The organism is Lactiplantibacillus sp. 3062, assembly GCF_055413545.1.
On the sequence record NZ_JBVAYE010000001.1, the window covers coordinates 523154 to 540859 of the forward strand.

Below are 17706 nucleotides of genomic sequence, written 5' to 3' on the forward strand. Positions count from 1 at the left end.
GATTAGTATAATGACAGTTATTAATGGATATGAACAGAGTGATCGTGAGCAAAAGTTAACGATTTTAAATTTACCATCATTGGAAGCAGCTGCTAAAAAGATCATCCCGAGCGGAGGCTTTGGTTATATTAGTGGTGGGTCAGAAGACGAATGGACTTTAAAGCAGAATACAATGGCCTTTAACCATGTTCAAATTGTGCCACGAGCATTGACGGATATGGAACAGCCAAGCACACAGACTCAAGCTTTTGGCATAGATCTCAAAACGCCTATTATGATGGCTCCAGCGGCCGCTCAAGGATTGGCACATGCACGGGGTGAAGCTGCGACTGCTGAAGGGATGGCTCAAGTTGGGGCACTTATGGCTCAGAGTACTTACTCTTCAACGTCAATTGCAGATACTGCCTCAGCTGGTAAAGGTGCGCCCCAATTTTTCCAATTATATATGAGCAAGGATTGGGATTTTAATCAGAGTTTACTGGATGAAGCAGTGAAGGCTGGTGCTAAGGCAATCATTTTGACAGTTGATGCAACAGTTGACGGTTATCGTGAAGCTGATATTATCAACAATTTCCAGTTTCCAATCCCAATGGCTAACTTGACTAAGTTCAGCGAAGGGGATGGTAAAGGGAAAGGTATCATGGAAATCTATGCTGCTGCGGCGCAAAAGATTAGCCCGGCTGATGTTCGGCGTATTACGGAATATACGAATTTACCAGTTATTGTGAAGGGGGTTCAGTCACCAGAAGATGCCTTGTTAGCAATCGGGGCTGGTGCTCAAGGTATCTATGTTTCAAACCATGGCGGTCGGCAATTAAATGGTGGTCCAGCTTCCTTTGATGTTTTACACGAGATTGCGCAAGCCGTTAATGGGCGCGTCCCAATAATTTTTGATAGCGGTGTTCGGCGTGGCTCCCATGTCTTTAAGGCGTTAGCCAATGGTGCAGATCTGGTGGCACTTGCTCGGCCGATTATCTATGGATTAGCATTGGGTGGTGCGCAGGGTGTCGCTTCCGTAGTGAGTCACCTTAATGATGAGCTGTTGATCGATATGCAACTAGCGGGAACTAAGACGATTGAAGATGTTAAACGTGCTAAATTACTTAGGTAGTAGAAGTAATGCTGAATATAATGTCTAAAATGAATTTAAAATACCTGATATAATAACACTTTAGCGTTGGTTTTGGTGGAAGTAAATTCTGCTGAGATCAACGCTTTTTATTGTAATAGGAAGATGTTCTGAACAGAAATAGCTGAGAAACTAAGACACTGATTGACGAATTGAAGCTATGCCGGCGTTGAAGTTAGGATATTGTCTTAAAATGCACAAAAAGCGTCCTAAAGCACCCAGCTGAGTTTTTCAAGTCTTAAAACGGTTATTCAGACATACTTGGCAATAGTATACTGTACACATGCGCACATGCGCGCATACCAGTTTTATTTAGGAGGCTGAATGTTTCATAATCTAGTTATGATGACAAGGTTGTAATCATGAGTTTTGTTGTAAGTTATTTTTTTCATAAATTAACTTCAAAGTTTCATAGTAATTAGGATATTTAGAGATCGATTTTTGATTAGTAACCATCAATGCATATTATACTGAGCTGAACATGAATACTAGTTATTTAGTTTTTACTGAATAGCTGACTCCTTAATGTGGACTTACGCCGTCAACAATGAGAAAAACAAACACATAGATTCACTGACGAATAAATAAACCTGAATTCTTTGAACGGGAGACTTTAATTTGAGTGTTGAAAATAATTATTGTAAATTACAACAAGCGCATGATCAAAAATGTCGAGTCTCATTACGGTTTTATAAAACAAATGGGCAGATGGCCGAGACAGTTGGCTATGTCACTACGATTGTACCGAAAGCAATTGCATTTATGGCAATTACTGGTCATCGGCACCTTATCCAACTCAATAGAATCATTACTGTGAGTTTACAGTCCCAAGACCGCCGTTACGTCATGTAATATGTTTTGGTTTATGATTTCACACGTGTGTCATGATTGCTAGTATTGATATTTAAGTGGCAATATTAACGATAACTAGTTGGCCTTAACTTGATACTGGGTGTGCTTTTTGAGTCGTAGTCTCTTAAATTAAAATTGGTCTGGAAAGTAACTTGTTAATTCAAGTTCTTTATCAAGGGCTATTAAATAGGGAACCTTGTAGGGAAATCAATTCATTTTATGAAATTGATTTCTCTTTTGTTTAAACAAAATTATTCTAATTATTTCTAATTGATTCTATAAGCACTTTACTTAACGATACATAAAAATCGTGATACGATTCAGTTGTAGTTTTAAAGGATATTATGGTCACTAAGTTACACATATAAATTTTTATGGAGGTGTTGTAATATGGCAAATTTCTACGGAAATGATCCTTTTTTCAACAATGATATGGATGATGTTTTCAATCAATTATTTCGGCGCATGGATAATCAAAATTCGGAGCGTGCACGGTATTTAGTTAATGGACAATCGCTGACACCGGATGAGTTTGCTCAATACCGAGCAACTGGTAAGCTACCCCAAAATAATAAAACAATAGAAGTATCTAAAGATGGTAAACAGGCTGTTAAAAAAGGGGGGATTTTAGAAAAGTTAGGGACTAATTTGACGGAACAGGCTCGTGATGGATTACTAGATCCAGTGATTGGACGTGAGAATGAGATTCAAGAAACTGCAGAAATTTTGAGTCGTAGGACGAAAAATAATCCAATCTTAGTTGGTGATGCCGGTGTAGGTAAAACTGCAGTCGTCGAAGGTCTGGCACAAGCAATTGTGGCTGGTAAAGTTCCAGAAACGATTCAAGATAAAGAAATCTATTCGATTGATTTATCGTCTTTGGAAGCAGGAACTCAATATCGCGGTTCTTTTGAAGAAAATATTAAACAGCTAGTAAAGGAAGTTAAAGCAGCTGGTAATATTATTCTATTCTTCGATGAAATTCATCAGATTATCGGCACGGGCGCCACTGGTGGTGAAGATGGTGGCAAAGGATTGGCTGATATCATTAAACCTGCTTTGTCACGTGGCGAGCTGACTGTAATCGGGGCTACGACTCAAGATGAATATCGCAATACTATTTTGAAAAATGCGGCTTTGGCACGGCGATTCAATGATGTTGTGATTAATGAACCGACGGCCGCTGACACTTTACGTATATTACAAGGTGTTAAAAAGCTGTACGAAAAGCATCATCATGTTGTATTACCAGATGATGTTTTGAAGGCGGCTGTGGATTATTCAATCCAATATATACCACAACGCACTTTGCCAGATAAAGCTATCGATTTGATCGACATGACTGCGGCTCATTTAGCGGCTAAAAATTCGCAAACTGATGTTGAGACATTGGATCAACGCGTTAAAAAATTAGAGGCAGCTAAGGAGGCCGCCGTTAAATCGGAGGACTTTACAAAAGCCGCTGATATCAAGAAGTCGATCGAGGAAACCAAGCAAAAAATTAAAAAAACGGATCAAAAAGAAAAAATCACTGCCACGATTGATGATGTGGCACAATCGGTTGAACGTTTAACTGGTATACCAGTTGCTGATATGGGCGCTAATGATATTGAGCACTTGAAAAATCTTGATAAGCGTCTGAAAAGTAAGGTAATCGGTCAAGATGAAGCGGTTGAAATGGTAGCGAAGGCAATTCGGCGTAACCGTGCGGGCTTTTCAGAGGGTGATCAGCCAATTGGAAGTTTTCTGTTTGTGGGCCCAACTGGCGTAGGAAAGACTGAATTAGCTAAGCAATTAGCCTTAGATATGTTTGGAAATAAAAATGCGATTATTCGGCTAGATATGAGTGAATATGCTGATCGTACAGCTGTGTCGAAATTAATTGGTACCTCGGCTGGATACGTAGGCTATGAAGATAATGCTAATACTCTAACTGAACGGGTTCGGCGTAATCCATATTCCATTGTATTATTAGATGAAATTGAAAAGGCTGATCCACAAGTATTAACGTTACTGTTACAAGTGATGGATGATGGGCGCTTAACGGATGGACAAGGCAATGTCATTAATTTCAAAAATACGATTATTATCGCTACTTCTAATGCTGGCTTTGGTAATGAAGCATTAAGTGGTGACAAGCAACGAGATCAGTCATTAATGGATAAGTTAGCACCATTTTTCCGCCCAGAATTTCTGAACCGTTTTAATGGAATCGTGGAATTTTCACATCTGACTAAGCAAGACTTAAGTCAAATTGTCGATTTGATGTTGGCGGATGTACAAAAAACGTTAGCCAAAAAATCCATCAAACTTGAGGTAACTAAAGCGGCCAAAGATTGGCTGATGGAACAAGGCTATGATGAAGCGATGGGTGCGCGGCCATTACGGCGAGTAATTGAACAACAAATTCGTGACAAGGTAACGGATTTCTACCTTGACCACTTAGATGTCAAAAACTTGAAGGCTGATTTAGTGGATGCTGAGATTGTGATATCGGCAGCTTAGCTTAAATCAGTGTTCATAAATAACTTTATGTAAGAGGAGATTGCTTGATAGATCTCCTTTTTTCGTTGATTTTCACCATTTGATATTAATCTATTGAGTAATGTGAATTAGTGAAATTAAGTCTAGTTTGACTTGTAATTTAAGGAAAAATTAAGGGTGAGTATCGATGAAACTGATTTATATTAACGATCTTTTTACATGAAACTTTAGTTTCGTATGAATAATTAAACTGATGTATCTTTAAATGTTTATTTCTAGTCTTAAAACAATATTGAATAATTAATCTATTTATGTATTCTTTTCAATTAATTAATACTGTTTTAAACTGTTGATACAGGTATGTATTTGAGCATTATAGGAGTGGGATATGGAAAAGCCAGAACAAAAACTATTGCTTTATAAATTAAGCGACCGGTTATTCGCTGCGATTCAAAAGAATCTTCAACTAGAAAGACGGCAGGCATTACTAGTTAAACTAGGCATTGATACTGTATTAAATGTTATTCCTAAGCTGATAATTACTATTATCTTAGCGTTGCTGCTACACGAGTTGGTCCCAGTGTTAGTTTTTATGGGTAGTTTTTTAGTTTTGCGTGGCTTTGCCTATGGACGTCACTTGAAATCGGATTTGTTATGTACGATATTAACTATCTTTGTGTTTGTGGGTGTGCCGTATGTGATTGGAACTGGTATTTCTGAAGTATACAGATTGTTATTAAGTTTAATATTTGTAATAATCATAAGTATTTTTGCTCCAGCTGATACGGTAAAGAATCCTATTACATCGAAGTCATTGAGAAAAAAATTAAAGCGACGGGCAATTGGATTGTCATTAATTTTGAGTTTGTTACAAATAGTTAGTAATAATTATTTTGGCACAATCATTTTAATTGCGATGGCATTAGCCGCTTTATTACTAATGCCCTATGAAAGGAGGGAAAATTATGAAAGAAAAAATGTATAAAGTACTTAGCCATCTTTTTCAATACGTAGGTACTAAACAGTTGGTTATGTGCTGCCATGGGATATTATTCGAAACTAAAATTCCTGATGAATTAAAAAGCAAGGATTAGTGTAGATATATGTTAATGATTGTCTTCCAAGAATTATCTATCTATTTGATAATTAAATCTTTGTTGAGAAATATATTTTTTGTGAGACTTTTTGATGTTATATTTTTATCCGTCTGTATGCTGATGAGTTATATTTTTTTAGCAAAGTTAGGAATTAGTTTTTCTTTTTTAATGTTAATGATGTTTATATTTTTCACTTGGTGGTATGTACGAGTTCTAAGCGGTGCACTATGTATAACATTTCAAGTGTTCATATGGTCGATTATGGTTGACCATATTTGTGATATATTAACTCGTTTAATGAAAGTTCCTAATGGGTATGTGGTAGTGTTTGTCATATTGAGTGTCGTAAGCTTAATTTTTCTTAATATTGTAATGGATCGCACGAATTTCAGTCCCACGTTTAGTAATCAGAGCTTAAATCGCATAACCGCACTATTATTAATGATAATATACTTGTATATTATGTTGAGTGAAGGTCTGGAAAATCAGTTCCAGGTTATATTAAGTAATTTAATTATATTGTCAGTTGTAATGGGGTTAGTATTGGTGATTTATAACGAATATTTAAAAAATGTAAGAGCCAAATATGAAGTCCAAAAGCAAAGAATACAAATACAAAATGATACTCGCTATATGAATGAAATCGAAGCTCACTATAATGAGTTGCGACGTTTCAGACATGACTATCAGAATATGTTGATTTCGATAGATGAATATTTGAAAACTGATGATTTAGAAGGTTTACAAGAATATTATCAAAAGAATCTTGCACCGGTTTCAAATCGGGTGTTAAAAGAAAAATATAATCTTGAAGATTTGAGTCGGGTCAAAGTGAAGTCGATTAAGAGTATCCTATTTAGTAAGTTGAGCTATGCACAATCGCAAGAGATTGAAGTTCATTTTGATTTAAAGGAACCATTAATTGACATTACCGTTAATGAATTGGATTTAGACATTGCATTAGGAATTATGTTGGATAATGCAATTGAAGCATCGGTAGGACATGCTGATGGAGAGATTATGAGTGCCATTTTTATCGAAAAAAATAGTACGGTGTTCTTGATTCAAAACAATGTTTTTGAACAGTTACCACCCTTATGGAAACTGAAAGAGGCAGGTTATTCCACTAAGGGCAAGAATCGGGGGATTGGATTGAATAGTTTAAGTAAGATTGTTAATCGCAATGAGAACATGATACTCGAAACCAGAGTCTTAGGAGCGGTATTCTTACAACGCTTGACGGTGAAGCGAGTATCTCAGAATGATTAGTGTCTATATTTGCGAAGATGATCCGAAACAATTACAACAAATACGGCAAATCATTACTAAGGTAATCGTCGATCAACAGCTAGACATGAGTATCTGTTTAGCATGCCAAGATCCCCACGAATTGTTAGACAAGGTTAATGCACAGCAGCCTCAAAAGGCAATCTATGTGTTAGATATTGCCCTTAATTCAGATATTAATGGTATTCAACTAGCTAGCCAGATTCGTGACATGGGCCGGCGCAGCAAGATTATTTTTATCACGACACACACGGAGTTATCTTTGATGGTGTTTCAATATCAAGTTGAGGCATTAGATTTTATTCTTAAGGATTTTCCAGATTCCTTGTATGAGCGATTTAGCAAGGTTTTACACGTGGCACAAGATCGTTTTCAAACCGATGAAAATGACCAAGACGACTATGTTCAAATAAAAATTGGTGAGACGGTCAGATCAATTAATGTTAAAAGCATTATATTTTTTGAAAGTTCAACCAGTCCCCATAAAATCGTAGTCCATTTGGATGATGGTGAATTAGAATACTATGGACTGTTAAAGGACGTTCCTGATTTGAGTCCTAATTTCTATAGATGTCATAAGTCATATGTTGTTAACTTGAAACGCATTAAGTCATTGGACAAGCACTTGCGACGATTAACCATGGCAAATGGTGAAAAAGTGCTTTGTTCTGCACAAGCTAATCGTTATCTAGCTAAATGGCTTGCTAAAAAGTCATAATAGTTCCAAGGAAGTCGCCTGCCAAATTAGTAGGCGACTTTTTATGTGCTACGTGATGAAAATTCAGCGTTATTCGATTAGAAATTGCAGTGGTATTTGTCAGCATTACGTGTACTGGGTTCGTTCTTTCCTAAACCGTTTAAAAGTGTACTTAAAACGATTATCCTCAGATTATTCGTCTTAAAACGGTCGGTATGTCCCTTGTTCAGAGCCTATAATAAAGATGTGTTCACGGGGTATTGGATTGGTCATGACAGTAACGAATGCGTTTAGTTTAAAGGATGTTGTGACAGGCAGAAGTTAATGTCGATCAATACGCTGTGATGAATTTTAACGAGAGAGGGGCAGATTAGGAATGATTAGGTTATATACACAATCAAGCTGTCATTCTTCTAGAGTTGCACGGCAATGGTTGGAAGCACATGGGATTGAGTTCAAGGAGAAAAATTTTAGTGTTGATTCGCCCACGGTGCAAGATCTAAAACGTATTTTGAGTTTAACCGAACATGGTGTAGACGATATTATCTCAGCTCGATCTAAAGACTATCCTGAAATTGCGCCTAAGTTACCCGAAATGCCATTGAATGAGGCACTTAAATTGTTGTGTGATCATCCGAAGTTGTTACGTCGGCCTATCATCATTAGTGATAGTAAAATTCAAGTTGGCTTTAATGAAGATGATATTCGCCAATTTATTCCACGACCAGTTCGGCGACTAAAGTTCAATGCATTGTTGAGTCGTCTAGATGGTAATACAGGGGATCACATTATTAATAAAAGGATGGTCGAGTAGTAAGCTATATCTAAGATTTTTTGTTAATTAAAGAGCGACGGGCTAGACTTACACGATATGAGTCTAACCTGTCGCTCTTTAGTTAATAACCATGAGACGGCATCATCATTCTTTATAACAAAAATAATATCGCGATGGATAACATCCGGTCAAAATATTAATCACTGATAATATCAGCAATATTCATTCCCAGAGCATTAGCCACGCGTGTACCGTAGTTTTTGTCGGCCTCATAAAATTGCTTGATTTCGAGTTCTTTGACACCAGGCAAAGTAACTTGGCCTAACGCATCTTTGATAGTATTAATTAAGCGTTCTTGCTCGGGTTCTGACATTAAGCGATATAGGTCGCCTGCTTGAGTTGTGTAATCAACTTGATAGCGATAAGGCTGTGCGCGTGTTTCACCACGAACAGAATCAGGTGAAAGTGCGGCATCCGGCACCTCTTCTGGCCCATGAAGTGCATTAGGCTCGTAGTTGACCTCAGCACCTTGATTATTAATTTTCATGTAACCATCACGTTCATAATTATGAACTGGAACAACCGGCTTGTTCACGGGTAAATCTTCAAAGTTGGCACCTAACCGATATCGCTGTGCATCTTTATAGGAGAATAGGCGACCTTGTAGTAATTTGTCGGGAGATGGTTCGATACCAGGAACAAAATTTGCTGGCGACATGGCCGCCTCTTCAATATCGGTAAAGTTATTAGTGGGATTCTCATTTAAAGTTAGTTTGCCGACTTTAATTAGTGGATAGTCTTTGTGGGAGATGACTTTAGTGACATCAAAAATGTCCCATTTATAGTTTAGACCTTCCTCATATGGCAAGATTTGGACATACATCGTCCATGATGGGTAATTTTTTTCTTGAATTGCATCATATAAGTCATCTTGTAAATAATCTAAATCTTGGCTCATTGCTTTTTCAGCTGCTTGAGCAGTCATATTTTTAACGCCTTGGTCTGAGATGAAGTGATACTTAACCCAAAACTGTTCGCCATTCTGATTAACCCATTTAAAAGTATGGGAACCGTAACCATTCATGGTTCGATAGGACGCAGGAAGTCCTCGGTCGCCCATTAAATAAGTGACCTGGTGCAATGATTCTGGAGAATGAGCCCAAAAATCCCATTGCATATTTTGTGTACGACGGTTCGTTTTAGGATCCCGTTTTTGTGAATGGATGAAGTCAGGAAATTTTAAAGGGTCGTTTACAAAAAAGACCGGTGTGTTGTTTCCAACGAGATCATAATTGCCTTGCTGAGTATAAAATTTTAAGGCAAAACCGCGCACGTCTCGAACGGTGTCAGGATAACCTTTTTCACCGGCAACTTGTGAGAACCTTAAGATTACGGGAGTTTTCTTACCGACACCATTAAATAAGTCTGCCTTAGTATATTCCCCCATGTCGTTTTCAAGTTCAAAAAAACCTTTTGCTCCGGCCCCCTTAGCATGAACGACCCGTTCTGGAATTCGTTCACGATCAAAATGGGCTAGTTTTTCCAAAAGATTATAGTCTTGCATTAATACGGGACCACGAGCTCCTGCCGTTTGGGAATGTTCATTGTTAGCCCATGGTTGGCCGGTTTCCGTCGTTAATTTTTCCGTCATTTTAATCGCCCTTTTCACGTAAATTACAAGAAAGCTCTTGCACAATTTAAACGCTAACACCTTAACAGAGTGACTTCAATCATTATGCACAGTTAAGTTAATCGTTCATGTGGCGTAGTTTAATTTTAATCAGCTATCAAGCTGTTTGATATTTTCTAGGCCACCCGGAATCGTCACATGAGAAATAGTAGCGACCCATTTATTAAATAATGTGTTATATTTGTCTATCATTATCGATAATTGTAAAATGATAATTATAAGAAGTAATCATTTATGAATCGGCTTAAATATTCGTGTAATTCTATTATTGTATTTAAGCGGGTTAATAAGTCTAGGAGGGATTTTATGCATTGGTTATGGGTTTTGATCATTGGTGCTATTATTGGTGCAATTGCAGGTGCTATTACTAATAAAGGTAAATCGATGGGGTGGATTAGTAATATTATTGCCGGATTGGTTGGATCTGCAATTGGGGAAGCTCTTTTGGGATCATGGGGACCACAATTAGCCGGAATGGCAATTGTTCCTTCAATTATTGGTGGTGTGATTGTTGTTGCGATAACCTCATTTGTTCTGACACGGATGGATTAGTAAGGAGATGATTGCGATGATTAAAAGCATTTTAAAGTTTTGTTTAGCTGCAACCTTAATCGTAAGTGGTGTTCTTATTGGTGGGACCGTACTTACTGCTAAGGGAATTGATAACTTGGGTGATAAATTACAAGATAAGTTACATGGATAAAAATTAATTTTACAATGAGCCACTGATGGGTGTACTAGTTGACCTGTTAGTGGCTTTTAGTATGAGTAATATCATTGAGTTCAAGGAACTAAATCAAGAGCGACGATTTTAAACTACCTTCAATCGAATAAAAGTAATATTTACTTTTATTAAGAATGAGGGTATGATTAAAATCAAAAAAAGAGGATTGTCCTATGTCTAAACTTATTGCGAAAAATGTTTTTCAGTTGCCAAAAATGAATTTATTAGTGCTGACTACATCGGCTTTCTTATTAGCCTTAGACGTTATTTTATACAAAATTGCTATCGGACCAGCGTATTTTCAATTATCTTTTGGCTTTTTGTCTATGGCTTGTATTGGTTATCTATATGGTCCCATTTGGGGTGGTCTCTTGGAGATGATCTCCGATATATTAAGCTTTACTATTTTTGGTTCCGGCGCGTTTCAGATTGCCTTTTTGTTAACTGCATTTTTAGGGGGATTTATTGACGGTTTGTTTTTATATCGTAAATCAGTCAATTGGTTATCCGTTGTGATGACGCAAATACTTGTAATGATTTTTGTTAGTCTGATGATGGACTCATGGCTGATTTCAGTACTATTTGGCACTAATTTTAAAGTGTTATTGTTGGGAAGATTGGCACGCGTCATCATTCAGATACCATTACAGGTGATTGCTATTTTTTACTTCATTAAGGCGTTAGAAAAACGACACGTTTTTGATAGAATGGGGCTTAGATAACATCGATGGATGCCACAAAAAGAGGTTGAACATGGTATGAAATGCGCTACAATCGTTAAACAAATAAGTCTAACTTTTCTATTGCACTTCAAGTCTAGTTCAACCTTTTTTAATATTAACTGGCCTTATTATGACTGCGGAAAAACAATTTGGGTATCGATGGTTGAGTTGGTACCCAGCAAAATAAAAGAGCGGCTATGTGGTGGGCATGATAATTCCCTTAGCAGCTAAATTGCGGACACATTCTGCTAAGTAGCTGGCGTTGTGTTCTGGATAGATTGGTGTTGTTAATGCAATAGGAGTGAGGTGATCATAAGGCGGGCAAAACTGCCCACGATAATTTGGATCATACCATATTTTATTAGGATGATAGCCGCGAAGTTGCATTTCATCCATCACTAATACATGAAATTGATACAACTTGTAAGGGGAATATTTGAAAACATAATTAACGGTTGCATGATTTTTACCCCAACCATTGCCTCTCAATGCGGCAAGCTCACGGTGTTGACCTAGTAATTGTTGTCGTGGTAATTGATGGATTAATTGTTCATGCCATAGACGCATAGGCCACACTCCCTTATCGAATTTTAAAATTAACAGGTGAATATTAAAAGGACCAACTCATCATTATGATGCCGAATATACTGATACTTTTGAACGGGTGATGATTGTAAACGACGGATAGTTAAAGTGAATATTCGCAATTATTATAGCATAGCGAATTGATCAATAGTTTAGTACAAGATCAAAAAAAACGGCCATAGCAACAACTGATATGATCAAACATTCCTTAGAATGCTTACCTTGAAAGTTGGGTTGAGTAATTAAAAATAACATTATTTTATGTTGTGTTAGCAGCAGTTCTAAATTTTGATCACAGCGGTGTTTGATAGATGTTTGGCGGTATGCAAATAAAATTATTGTTCTGATAAAAGGAATCAATGATTAATAATCTTGAGCGTCATTTTTCGAATCATGGCGTTTTTATATTACAATGGTCCTAGAAAAAGTAAAGTTATGGAGGCGATTAAATGAGTGATTTGGATCAGACAAACAATTATCGATACGTCATTGTTGGTGGCGGAATGGTTGCTGGCTATGCCATCAAGGGAATTCGACAGGAAGATCCAGAGGGCGCAATCTTAGTTATTTCGCAAGAGGCGGATGTTCCGTATGAACGGCCGGCACTGAGTAAAAAGCTATGGCTAGATGATGAGTTTACTGAAGAGAACATTCGGATTGGTGCTGAAGATTATCCTAATGTGACTTTTAAGTTCAAGACAACGGTTACGGCTATTAATCGGCAAGATAAGGTCATTACATTGACTGATAGTGAGCAAATCAAGTATGAACAGCTATTGCTGGCAACTGGCGGAGAACCTCGACAAATCCAGGGACCTGCTGATCCACATGTGCTAGTCTTTAGACAGTGGTCAGATTATCGCAAGTTACGTAAATTTAGTGGTCCGAACAAGCGAGTTGTGATCATTGGTGGTGGATATGTTGGTACAGAGCTCGCATCGTCACTGACTCAAAATGGGACTAAAGTTACGATGATTTTTCCAGAAAAAGCGCTGGGCGAGGGTAAATTTCCTGAGTCCATTCGGGCTGAGTATGAAGCAACGTTCAAACGTAATGGTGTCACACTGATGAGTGGTCAGTTTGTCCAATCATATCAACGCCAAGGTGATCATTTGACTCTATTGACAAAGGATGGTACGGCGATCGCAGCCGATACGATTATTGTTGGGTTAGGTGTCACGCCGCGGATTAGTTTGGCTGAAGATAGTAGTTTGGATTTAGCTGATGGTGGTGTGAAAGTTGATGAGTATCTCAATACTAGTGACCCAGCCATCTGGTCTGCTGGAGATATTGCCTCTTATCCAGATCACATCTTGGGTCGGCAACGGATTGAGCACGTGGACCACGCCCGACTTTCTGGTGAATTAGTTGGCCGTAATATGGCAGGTGCTCACATGAGCTATCAACATACCCCATACTTCTATTCCATGATTTTTGATATTTCCTGGCAAGCAATCGGTAATATTGATCCTAAATTGCAATTGATTTTTGATCGGCGAACGCATGGATCGCTTGTTTATTTCATAGATGCCGGTAAGTTAGTTGGTGTTTTAGTTTGGAATGTTAAGGTGAACCTTGATGATGTTCGCACATTGCTTGCGAACGCTCCAGCCACGGATGATTTGGTAGGTTCCATTCGAGAGCAAGAGGGATAGTATCTGGATGAGACATTTGCGCTATTGTGAATGTACGTCAGGACAAATCGACCATCATTAACGATGGTTCAGTAACAAATGAAAAGTCAGCCGTAAGTTATTTTGCTTACGACTGGCTTTTATTTTTAATGTCTAAAATTATAAGGCGCTAATGAAGCGTTGTGCGATTTCGAGTGGCCGGGTGATGGCGCCCCCGACAACGACCGCGTGGCACCCTAAGTCAAGGCAACGTTTCATCTTCTCGGGCGTATCCACCTTACCTTCAGCGATAACAGGGCGTGATGTGGCTTGGAGGACTTCCTTTAAGTAGGCGAAGTCATTATCAGCAATGTTGGCACCAGTCGTGGCTGGTGTGTAGCCGTGCATCGTGGTCCCAATAATATCAAACCCTAACCTATCCGCTACTTTGACGTTCTCGATGGTATCAGTATCAGCCATCAAGAGGGTATCAGGGAATTCTGTTCGCATGGTGGCCACAATCTCCGCCAATTTTTCACCGTTAGGACGCGGCTGACCCGTGACATCGCAGGCAACTACGGCACAGCCCGTAGCAGCAACGGCTCGCATCTCTTTGATTGTTGGCGTGATGTAAACAGGTGAGTCGGGATAGTCGACTTTGCTTAAACCAATGAGCGGTAGATCAACTTCGTCTTGAATGGCCTGAATATCAACAACGGAATTAGCGCGAATACCCGCGGCCCCAGCTTCCTTAGCGGCAAGGGCCATTCGTGACATAATAAATGAACTATGCAGTGGTTCATTAGGTAACGCCTGACACGAGATAATTAATGATCCCTTAACTGTATTTAAGAATGTATTTTTCATTGGATAGTCTCTCCCCGTATTATTTGTACTTATGATAACGTTATCATAAATTGAGTGGGACGTATATGACAAGGCTAATCTTTTAGTGGTGGAATTCCGCTAGTAATTAGCGTGTATTGACCAGAGCACGTTTATTTATCAGCACAATTTATAAATATAAAATTAATGCTAATAAATTAGGAGCGCTAGTATCTGAATTGATAGAGTCAGAACTAATTATATGATTAATTGTGTTTGTTATAATAGTAATAGCAAATATAATTGCTGACTGACGAAATGGCGTGGGATAATTGGCTTAATGATAGCAATAATATTAGCGCTTGGGTTCGGTGGTTAAGAGCAACATGAAGATTCAGACCTGAGTTTGAATAAATAAATAGGTAGTACTGAGTGGAGTAGTGTATGGAAAATAAATATCAAAAAGTCAAAGATGCCCTGAAAGAAGCCATTCTTTCGGGAGAATATGCAATTGATGCAAAATTACCTACGGAGACGGAAATGATGAAACGTTTTGCCGTCTCAAGATATACGATTCGACGAGCTGTAGGAGACCTTGAAACGGAGCATTTCATTTATCGTATTCAAGGCGGGGGAATGTTTGTTCAAGATTGGCATAAGGACTGGTCGAGTGAACATGACAGTAAAATTATTGGTGTGATTGCGACACATGTTGCAGATTATATCTTTCCGCAAATTATTTATGGGATTGATCAAGTTATTTCGGAGGGTGGTTACTCGTTGCTACTTGGCAATACGCATAATAATCATCAACGTGAACGTAAAAATTTGATCAATATGCTCAATAGCAAGGTTGCGGGGCTAATCATTGAACCAACTCAGAGTGCTTTGGACAATCCTAATATGGACTTGTATCAGGAAATTAAGGATAATGGTATTCCCGTGTTATTCATTAATGCAAGTTATCCTAATTTGGACTTTCAAGCCGTCACAACCAGTGATCAAGAGGCCGAACAGCGGATGATTGAATATTTGTTTGAAATGGGTCATGAGAGCATTCTGGGTATTTTTCAGGTGGATGATGCTCAGGGGGTTCATCGTATGAATGGTTTTGTGAAAGCTTATCAAGAGCAGCCTGAGATTTCATATAAGAGTAATATTTTGATGTATCAGTCTGGTGATCCTTTTGAAAAATTAGCGCATCGGCTGGATACTTATCTGCAAAATAATGAGCGACCAACAGCAATCGCCTGTTACAATGACCAACTAGCAATTCGGGTGATGGATTATCTCAAAGGGAAGGGATTAAACATTCCAACAGACATATCCATTGTTGGCTTTGATGATTACCATATGTCACGGTACATGAGTCCAGGAATTACCACGATGAATCATGAGAAGACGACGATGGGCGAGGATACGGGGCGGCAAATGCTACGGTTGTTGCACAAGCAGCCAGTAGAGTCGATCGTCTATACGCCTAAACTGATTGTTCGCACTTCAGTAGCAGACTTAAATTAACCCTATTGAACTTATAACTGTCTTAATCGAAAACGGATTAGGACAGTTTTTTTGTGCCTGAAACAGCCAGTAGCCGTGACAAATCGAAAAAGAAATAAATAATTTGTACTAATAAAACAATTTTGTGTTGATTTATACGTATAAATATATTAGACTGTAGTTGTTCGAAAATGAAAGCGTTTTATCAAAAGGTGAATCGTAATAACGTTGTTAATTAAAATTCAACTCTTTTTGAAAGGGCTTTCTAAAATGGTTTGCAATTATTAACAAGTCCAGATATGAGGAGGAACAACTTTGGATAAGCAGAAAAAGGTTTCCAGTAAATTTATTTTCTTCTTTGGTTCGTTTGGTGGCATTCTCTTTGGGTATGACATTGGGGTAATGACAGGCGCATTACCGTTTCTGAAAACCGATTGGGCATTGACTAATGCAACATTGGTTGGGTGGGTGACATCAGCAGTAATGTTTGGCGCAATTTTTGGTGCTGCAATTGCCGGTCAGTTGGCGGATCGACTAGGTCGTCGGCGGATGATCTTGATGTCATCATTGATTTTTGCAATTGGCTCGATTCTGTGTGGCTTTTCACCTAACAACGGAACTTACTATTTGATTGGCATGCGAATCTTCTTGGGGTTAGCCGTGGGTGCTGCTTCTGCACTAGTACCTGCATATATGTCTGAAATGGCACCAGCACGATTGCGCGGTAGTTTATCTGGGATTAATCAGACCATGATTGTGTCGGGGATGTTAATTTCTTACATTGTTGATTATATTCTGAAGGATCTACCCGAGAATATGTCATGGCGGCTAATGTTAGGATTGGCAGCGGTTCCAGCGATTATTCTCTTTCTGGGAGTCTTGAAGTTGCCGGAATCCCCACGGTTCTTAATTAAAGCCAATCGGTTAGACGAAGCCCGTCAAGTTTTATCTTTTGTTCGTAAACCAGATGAAGTTGACAGTGAAGTTAAAGCGATTCAATCAACAGCCCAAACGGAGGCTAACAATTTAGAAAAGACCTCCTGGGCGACCTTGTTCAATGGGAAATATCGGTACTTAGTCATGGCAGGTGTTGGGGTTGCAGCTTTTCAACAATTTCAAGGTGCTAATGCAATCTTTTACTACATTCCGTTAATCGTTGAAAAGGCAACCGGTAGTGCTGCAAGTTCAGCACTAATGTGGCCAATTGTTCAAGGCATCTTATTAGTTTTAGGATCATTACTTTACATTTGGATTGCTGAAAAATTCAATCGGCGGACTTTATTGATGTTGGGTGGTTCCGTCATGGCATTATCATTCCTGCTACCAGCTGTTATTAATAGTTTGGTGCCAAATGCAAGTCCAATGATGATTGTTGTCTTCTTATCGATTTACGTGGCTTTCTACTCATTCACTTGGGCACCATTGACTTGGGTGCTCGTGGGTGAAGTCTTTCCGCTTGCAGTTCGCGGTCGGGCATCAGGCTTAGCTTCTTCATTCAATTGGATTGGGTCATGGGCTGTGGGGTTATTATTCCCAATTATGACGGCTTCAATGTCACAAGAAGCAGTTTTTGCGGTGTTCGGTGTGATCTGTGTATTAGGAGTGCTATTCGTTCGATTCTGTGTTCCAGAAACTCGTGGTCACTCACTTGAAGAGATTGAAGCAGCAGGAACGAATCATCACAAACAAGTACCCGTACAACAAGCGAGTCATTAATTAGGAGGCA

17 protein-coding genes are annotated in these 17706 nt (G+C 38.6%); 14 read left to right on the forward strand and 3 right to left on the reverse strand.

Annotated features, from left to right (window positions below):
- Nucleotides 1–10 precede the first annotated feature (10 nt).
- The 8 genes from ACWQAU_RS02370 (at nucleotide 11) to ACWQAU_RS02405 (ending at nucleotide 8360) form a co-directional block, all read left to right on the forward strand.
- A complete protein-coding gene (locus tag ACWQAU_RS02370) occupies nucleotides 11–1111 on the forward strand; it encodes a lactate oxidase (RefSeq protein WP_024002560.1) in 1101 nt (366 codons plus the stop codon).
- A gap of 636 nt (nucleotides 1112–1747) precedes the next feature.
- Complete coding sequence (locus ACWQAU_RS02375) at nucleotides 1748–1981, forward strand: hypothetical protein (protein ID WP_003642932.1); 234 nt, start codon at nucleotides 1748–1750, stop codon at nucleotides 1979–1981.
- Nucleotides 1982–2371: 390 nt separating this feature from the next.
- A complete protein-coding gene (clpL, locus tag ACWQAU_RS02380) occupies nucleotides 2372–4486 on the forward strand; it encodes an ATP-dependent protease ClpL (protein WP_003642931.1) in 2115 nt (704 codons plus the stop codon).
- Nucleotides 4487–4853: 367 nt separating this feature from the next.
- Nucleotides 4854–5450 (forward strand): accessory gene regulator AgrB, encoded by a 597-nt coding sequence (locus tag ACWQAU_RS02385; RefSeq protein WP_003642930.1) that lies wholly within the window; start codon nucleotides 4854–4856, stop codon nucleotides 5448–5450.
- Nucleotides 5431–5559, forward strand: a complete 129-nt coding sequence (locus ACWQAU_RS02390) for a cyclic lactone autoinducer peptide (RefSeq protein ID WP_003643585.1) — start codon at nucleotides 5431–5433, stop codon at nucleotides 5557–5559. Before ACWQAU_RS02385 ends, ACWQAU_RS02390 begins: the two co-directional genes overlap by 20 nt.
- 9 nt (nucleotides 5560–5568) lie before the next feature.
- Nucleotides 5569–6831 carry a sensor histidine kinase gene (locus tag ACWQAU_RS02395; protein ID WP_003642929.1) on the forward strand — a complete coding sequence of 421 codons (1263 nt, stop codon included), beginning with the start codon at nucleotides 5569–5571 and terminating at the stop codon, nucleotides 6829–6831.
- Entirely contained in the window at nucleotides 6824–7567 is a 744-nt protein-coding gene (locus ACWQAU_RS02400) for a LytR/AlgR family response regulator transcription factor (protein WP_003643584.1), read from the forward strand. Before ACWQAU_RS02395 ends, ACWQAU_RS02400 begins: the two co-directional genes overlap by 8 nt.
- A 355-nt stretch (nucleotides 7568–7922) precedes the next feature.
- Entirely contained in the window at nucleotides 7923–8360 is a 438-nt protein-coding gene (locus tag ACWQAU_RS02405; RefSeq protein WP_003642927.1) for a Spx/MgsR family RNA polymerase-binding regulatory protein, read from the forward strand.
- Nucleotides 8361–8517: 157 nt separating this feature from the next.
- Here ACWQAU_RS02405 and ACWQAU_RS02410 read toward each other — a convergent pair whose 3' ends face one another.
- Complete coding sequence (locus ACWQAU_RS02410; protein ID WP_015826151.1) at nucleotides 8518–9972, reverse strand: catalase; 1455 nt, start codon at nucleotides 9970–9972, stop codon at nucleotides 8518–8520.
- A gap of 345 nt (nucleotides 9973–10317) precedes the next feature.
- On the opposite strand from ACWQAU_RS02410, the gene ACWQAU_RS02415 reads away from it, so the two are divergent.
- The 3 genes from ACWQAU_RS02415 to ACWQAU_RS02425 all read left to right on the forward strand — a co-directional run bounded on the left by ACWQAU_RS02415 (nucleotide 10318) and on the right by ACWQAU_RS02425 (nucleotide 11457).
- Nucleotides 10318–10563 (forward strand): GlsB/YeaQ/YmgE family stress response membrane protein, encoded by a 246-nt coding sequence (locus tag ACWQAU_RS02415; RefSeq protein WP_003643582.1) that lies wholly within the window; start codon nucleotides 10318–10320, stop codon nucleotides 10561–10563.
- Between the two features lie 16 nt (nucleotides 10564–10579).
- A complete protein-coding gene (locus tag ACWQAU_RS02420) occupies nucleotides 10580–10714 on the forward strand; it encodes a hypothetical protein (protein ID WP_003643581.1) in 135 nt (44 codons plus the stop codon).
- Between the two features lie 194 nt (nucleotides 10715–10908).
- Nucleotides 10909–11457 (forward strand): folate family ECF transporter S component, encoded by a 549-nt coding sequence (locus tag ACWQAU_RS02425; protein ID WP_003642923.1) that lies wholly within the window; start codon nucleotides 10909–10911, stop codon nucleotides 11455–11457.
- 195 nt (nucleotides 11458–11652) lie between these two features.
- On the opposite strand, the gene ACWQAU_RS02430 is transcribed toward ACWQAU_RS02425, so the two are convergent.
- Nucleotides 11653–12024, reverse strand: coding sequence for a TIGR02328 family protein (locus tag ACWQAU_RS02430; protein ID WP_003642922.1), 372 nt, complete (start codon nucleotides 12022–12024; stop codon nucleotides 11653–11655).
- A gap of 467 nt (nucleotides 12025–12491) precedes the next feature.
- Between ACWQAU_RS02430 and ACWQAU_RS02435 the strand changes: the two genes are divergently transcribed.
- Nucleotides 12492–13697, forward strand: coding sequence for an NAD(P)/FAD-dependent oxidoreductase (locus ACWQAU_RS02435; protein WP_027821613.1), 1206 nt, complete (start codon nucleotides 12492–12494; stop codon nucleotides 13695–13697).
- 138 nt (nucleotides 13698–13835) lie between these two features.
- On the opposite strand, the gene ACWQAU_RS02440 is transcribed toward ACWQAU_RS02435, so the two are convergent.
- The gene (locus ACWQAU_RS02440) at nucleotides 13836–14522 is read right to left on the reverse strand and encodes an N-acetylmannosamine-6-phosphate 2-epimerase (protein WP_015641133.1); all 687 of its coding nucleotides are present in this window, start codon (nucleotides 14520–14522) and stop codon (nucleotides 13836–13838) included.
- Between the two features lie 402 nt (nucleotides 14523–14924).
- Between ACWQAU_RS02440 and ACWQAU_RS02445 the strand changes: the two genes are divergently transcribed.
- Together ACWQAU_RS02445 and ACWQAU_RS02450 are read left to right on the forward strand one after the other, a co-directional pair.
- Nucleotides 14925–16001, forward strand: a complete 1077-nt coding sequence (locus tag ACWQAU_RS02445; protein WP_003642919.1) for a GntR family transcriptional regulator — start codon at nucleotides 14925–14927, stop codon at nucleotides 15999–16001.
- Between the two features lie 294 nt (nucleotides 16002–16295).
- Complete coding sequence (locus ACWQAU_RS02450; protein ID WP_003642918.1) at nucleotides 16296–17696, forward strand: sugar porter family MFS transporter; 1401 nt, start codon at nucleotides 16296–16298, stop codon at nucleotides 17694–17696.
- Nucleotides 17697–17706 lie beyond the last annotated feature (10 nt).

Bases quoted from the DNA above. Each gene is read 5' to 3' on its own strand.
- ACWQAU_RS02370 (WP_024002560.1), top strand. From the start codon at position 11: ATGACAGTTATTAATGGATATGAACAGAGTGATCGTGAGCAAAAGTTA.
- clpL (WP_003642931.1), top strand. From the start codon at position 2,372: ATGGCAAATTTCTACGGAAATGATCCTTTTTTCAACAATGATATGGAT.
- ACWQAU_RS02385 (WP_003642930.1), top strand. From the start codon at position 4,854: ATGGAAAAGCCAGAACAAAAACTATTGCTTTATAAATTAAGCGACCGG.
- ACWQAU_RS02390 (WP_003643585.1), top strand. From the start codon at position 5,431: ATGAAAGAAAAAATGTATAAAGTACTTAGCCATCTTTTTCAATACGTA.
- ACWQAU_RS02395 (WP_003642929.1), top strand. From the start codon at position 5,569: ATGTTAATGATTGTCTTCCAAGAATTATCTATCTATTTGATAATTAAA.
- ACWQAU_RS02400 (WP_003643584.1), top strand. From the start codon at position 6,824: ATGATTAGTGTCTATATTTGCGAAGATGATCCGAAACAATTACAACAA.
- ACWQAU_RS02405 (WP_003642927.1), top strand. From the start codon at position 7,923: ATGATTAGGTTATATACACAATCAAGCTGTCATTCTTCTAGAGTTGCA.
- ACWQAU_RS02410 (WP_015826151.1), bottom strand. From the start codon at position 9,972: ATGACGGAAAAATTAACGACGGAAACCGGCCAACCATGGGCTAACAAT.
- ACWQAU_RS02415 (WP_003643582.1), top strand. From the start codon at position 10,318: ATGCATTGGTTATGGGTTTTGATCATTGGTGCTATTATTGGTGCAATT.
- ACWQAU_RS02420 (WP_003643581.1), top strand. From the start codon at position 10,580: ATGATTAAAAGCATTTTAAAGTTTTGTTTAGCTGCAACCTTAATCGTA.
- ACWQAU_RS02425 (WP_003642923.1), top strand. From the start codon at position 10,909: ATGTCTAAACTTATTGCGAAAAATGTTTTTCAGTTGCCAAAAATGAAT.
- ACWQAU_RS02430 (WP_003642922.1), bottom strand. From the start codon at position 12,024: ATGCGTCTATGGCATGAACAATTAATCCATCAATTACCACGACAACAA.
- ACWQAU_RS02435 (WP_027821613.1), top strand. From the start codon at position 12,492: ATGAGTGATTTGGATCAGACAAACAATTATCGATACGTCATTGTTGGT.
- ACWQAU_RS02440 (WP_015641133.1), bottom strand. From the start codon at position 14,522: ATGAAAAATACATTCTTAAATACAGTTAAGGGATCATTAATTATCTCG.
- ACWQAU_RS02445 (WP_003642919.1), top strand. From the start codon at position 14,925: ATGGAAAATAAATATCAAAAAGTCAAAGATGCCCTGAAAGAAGCCATT.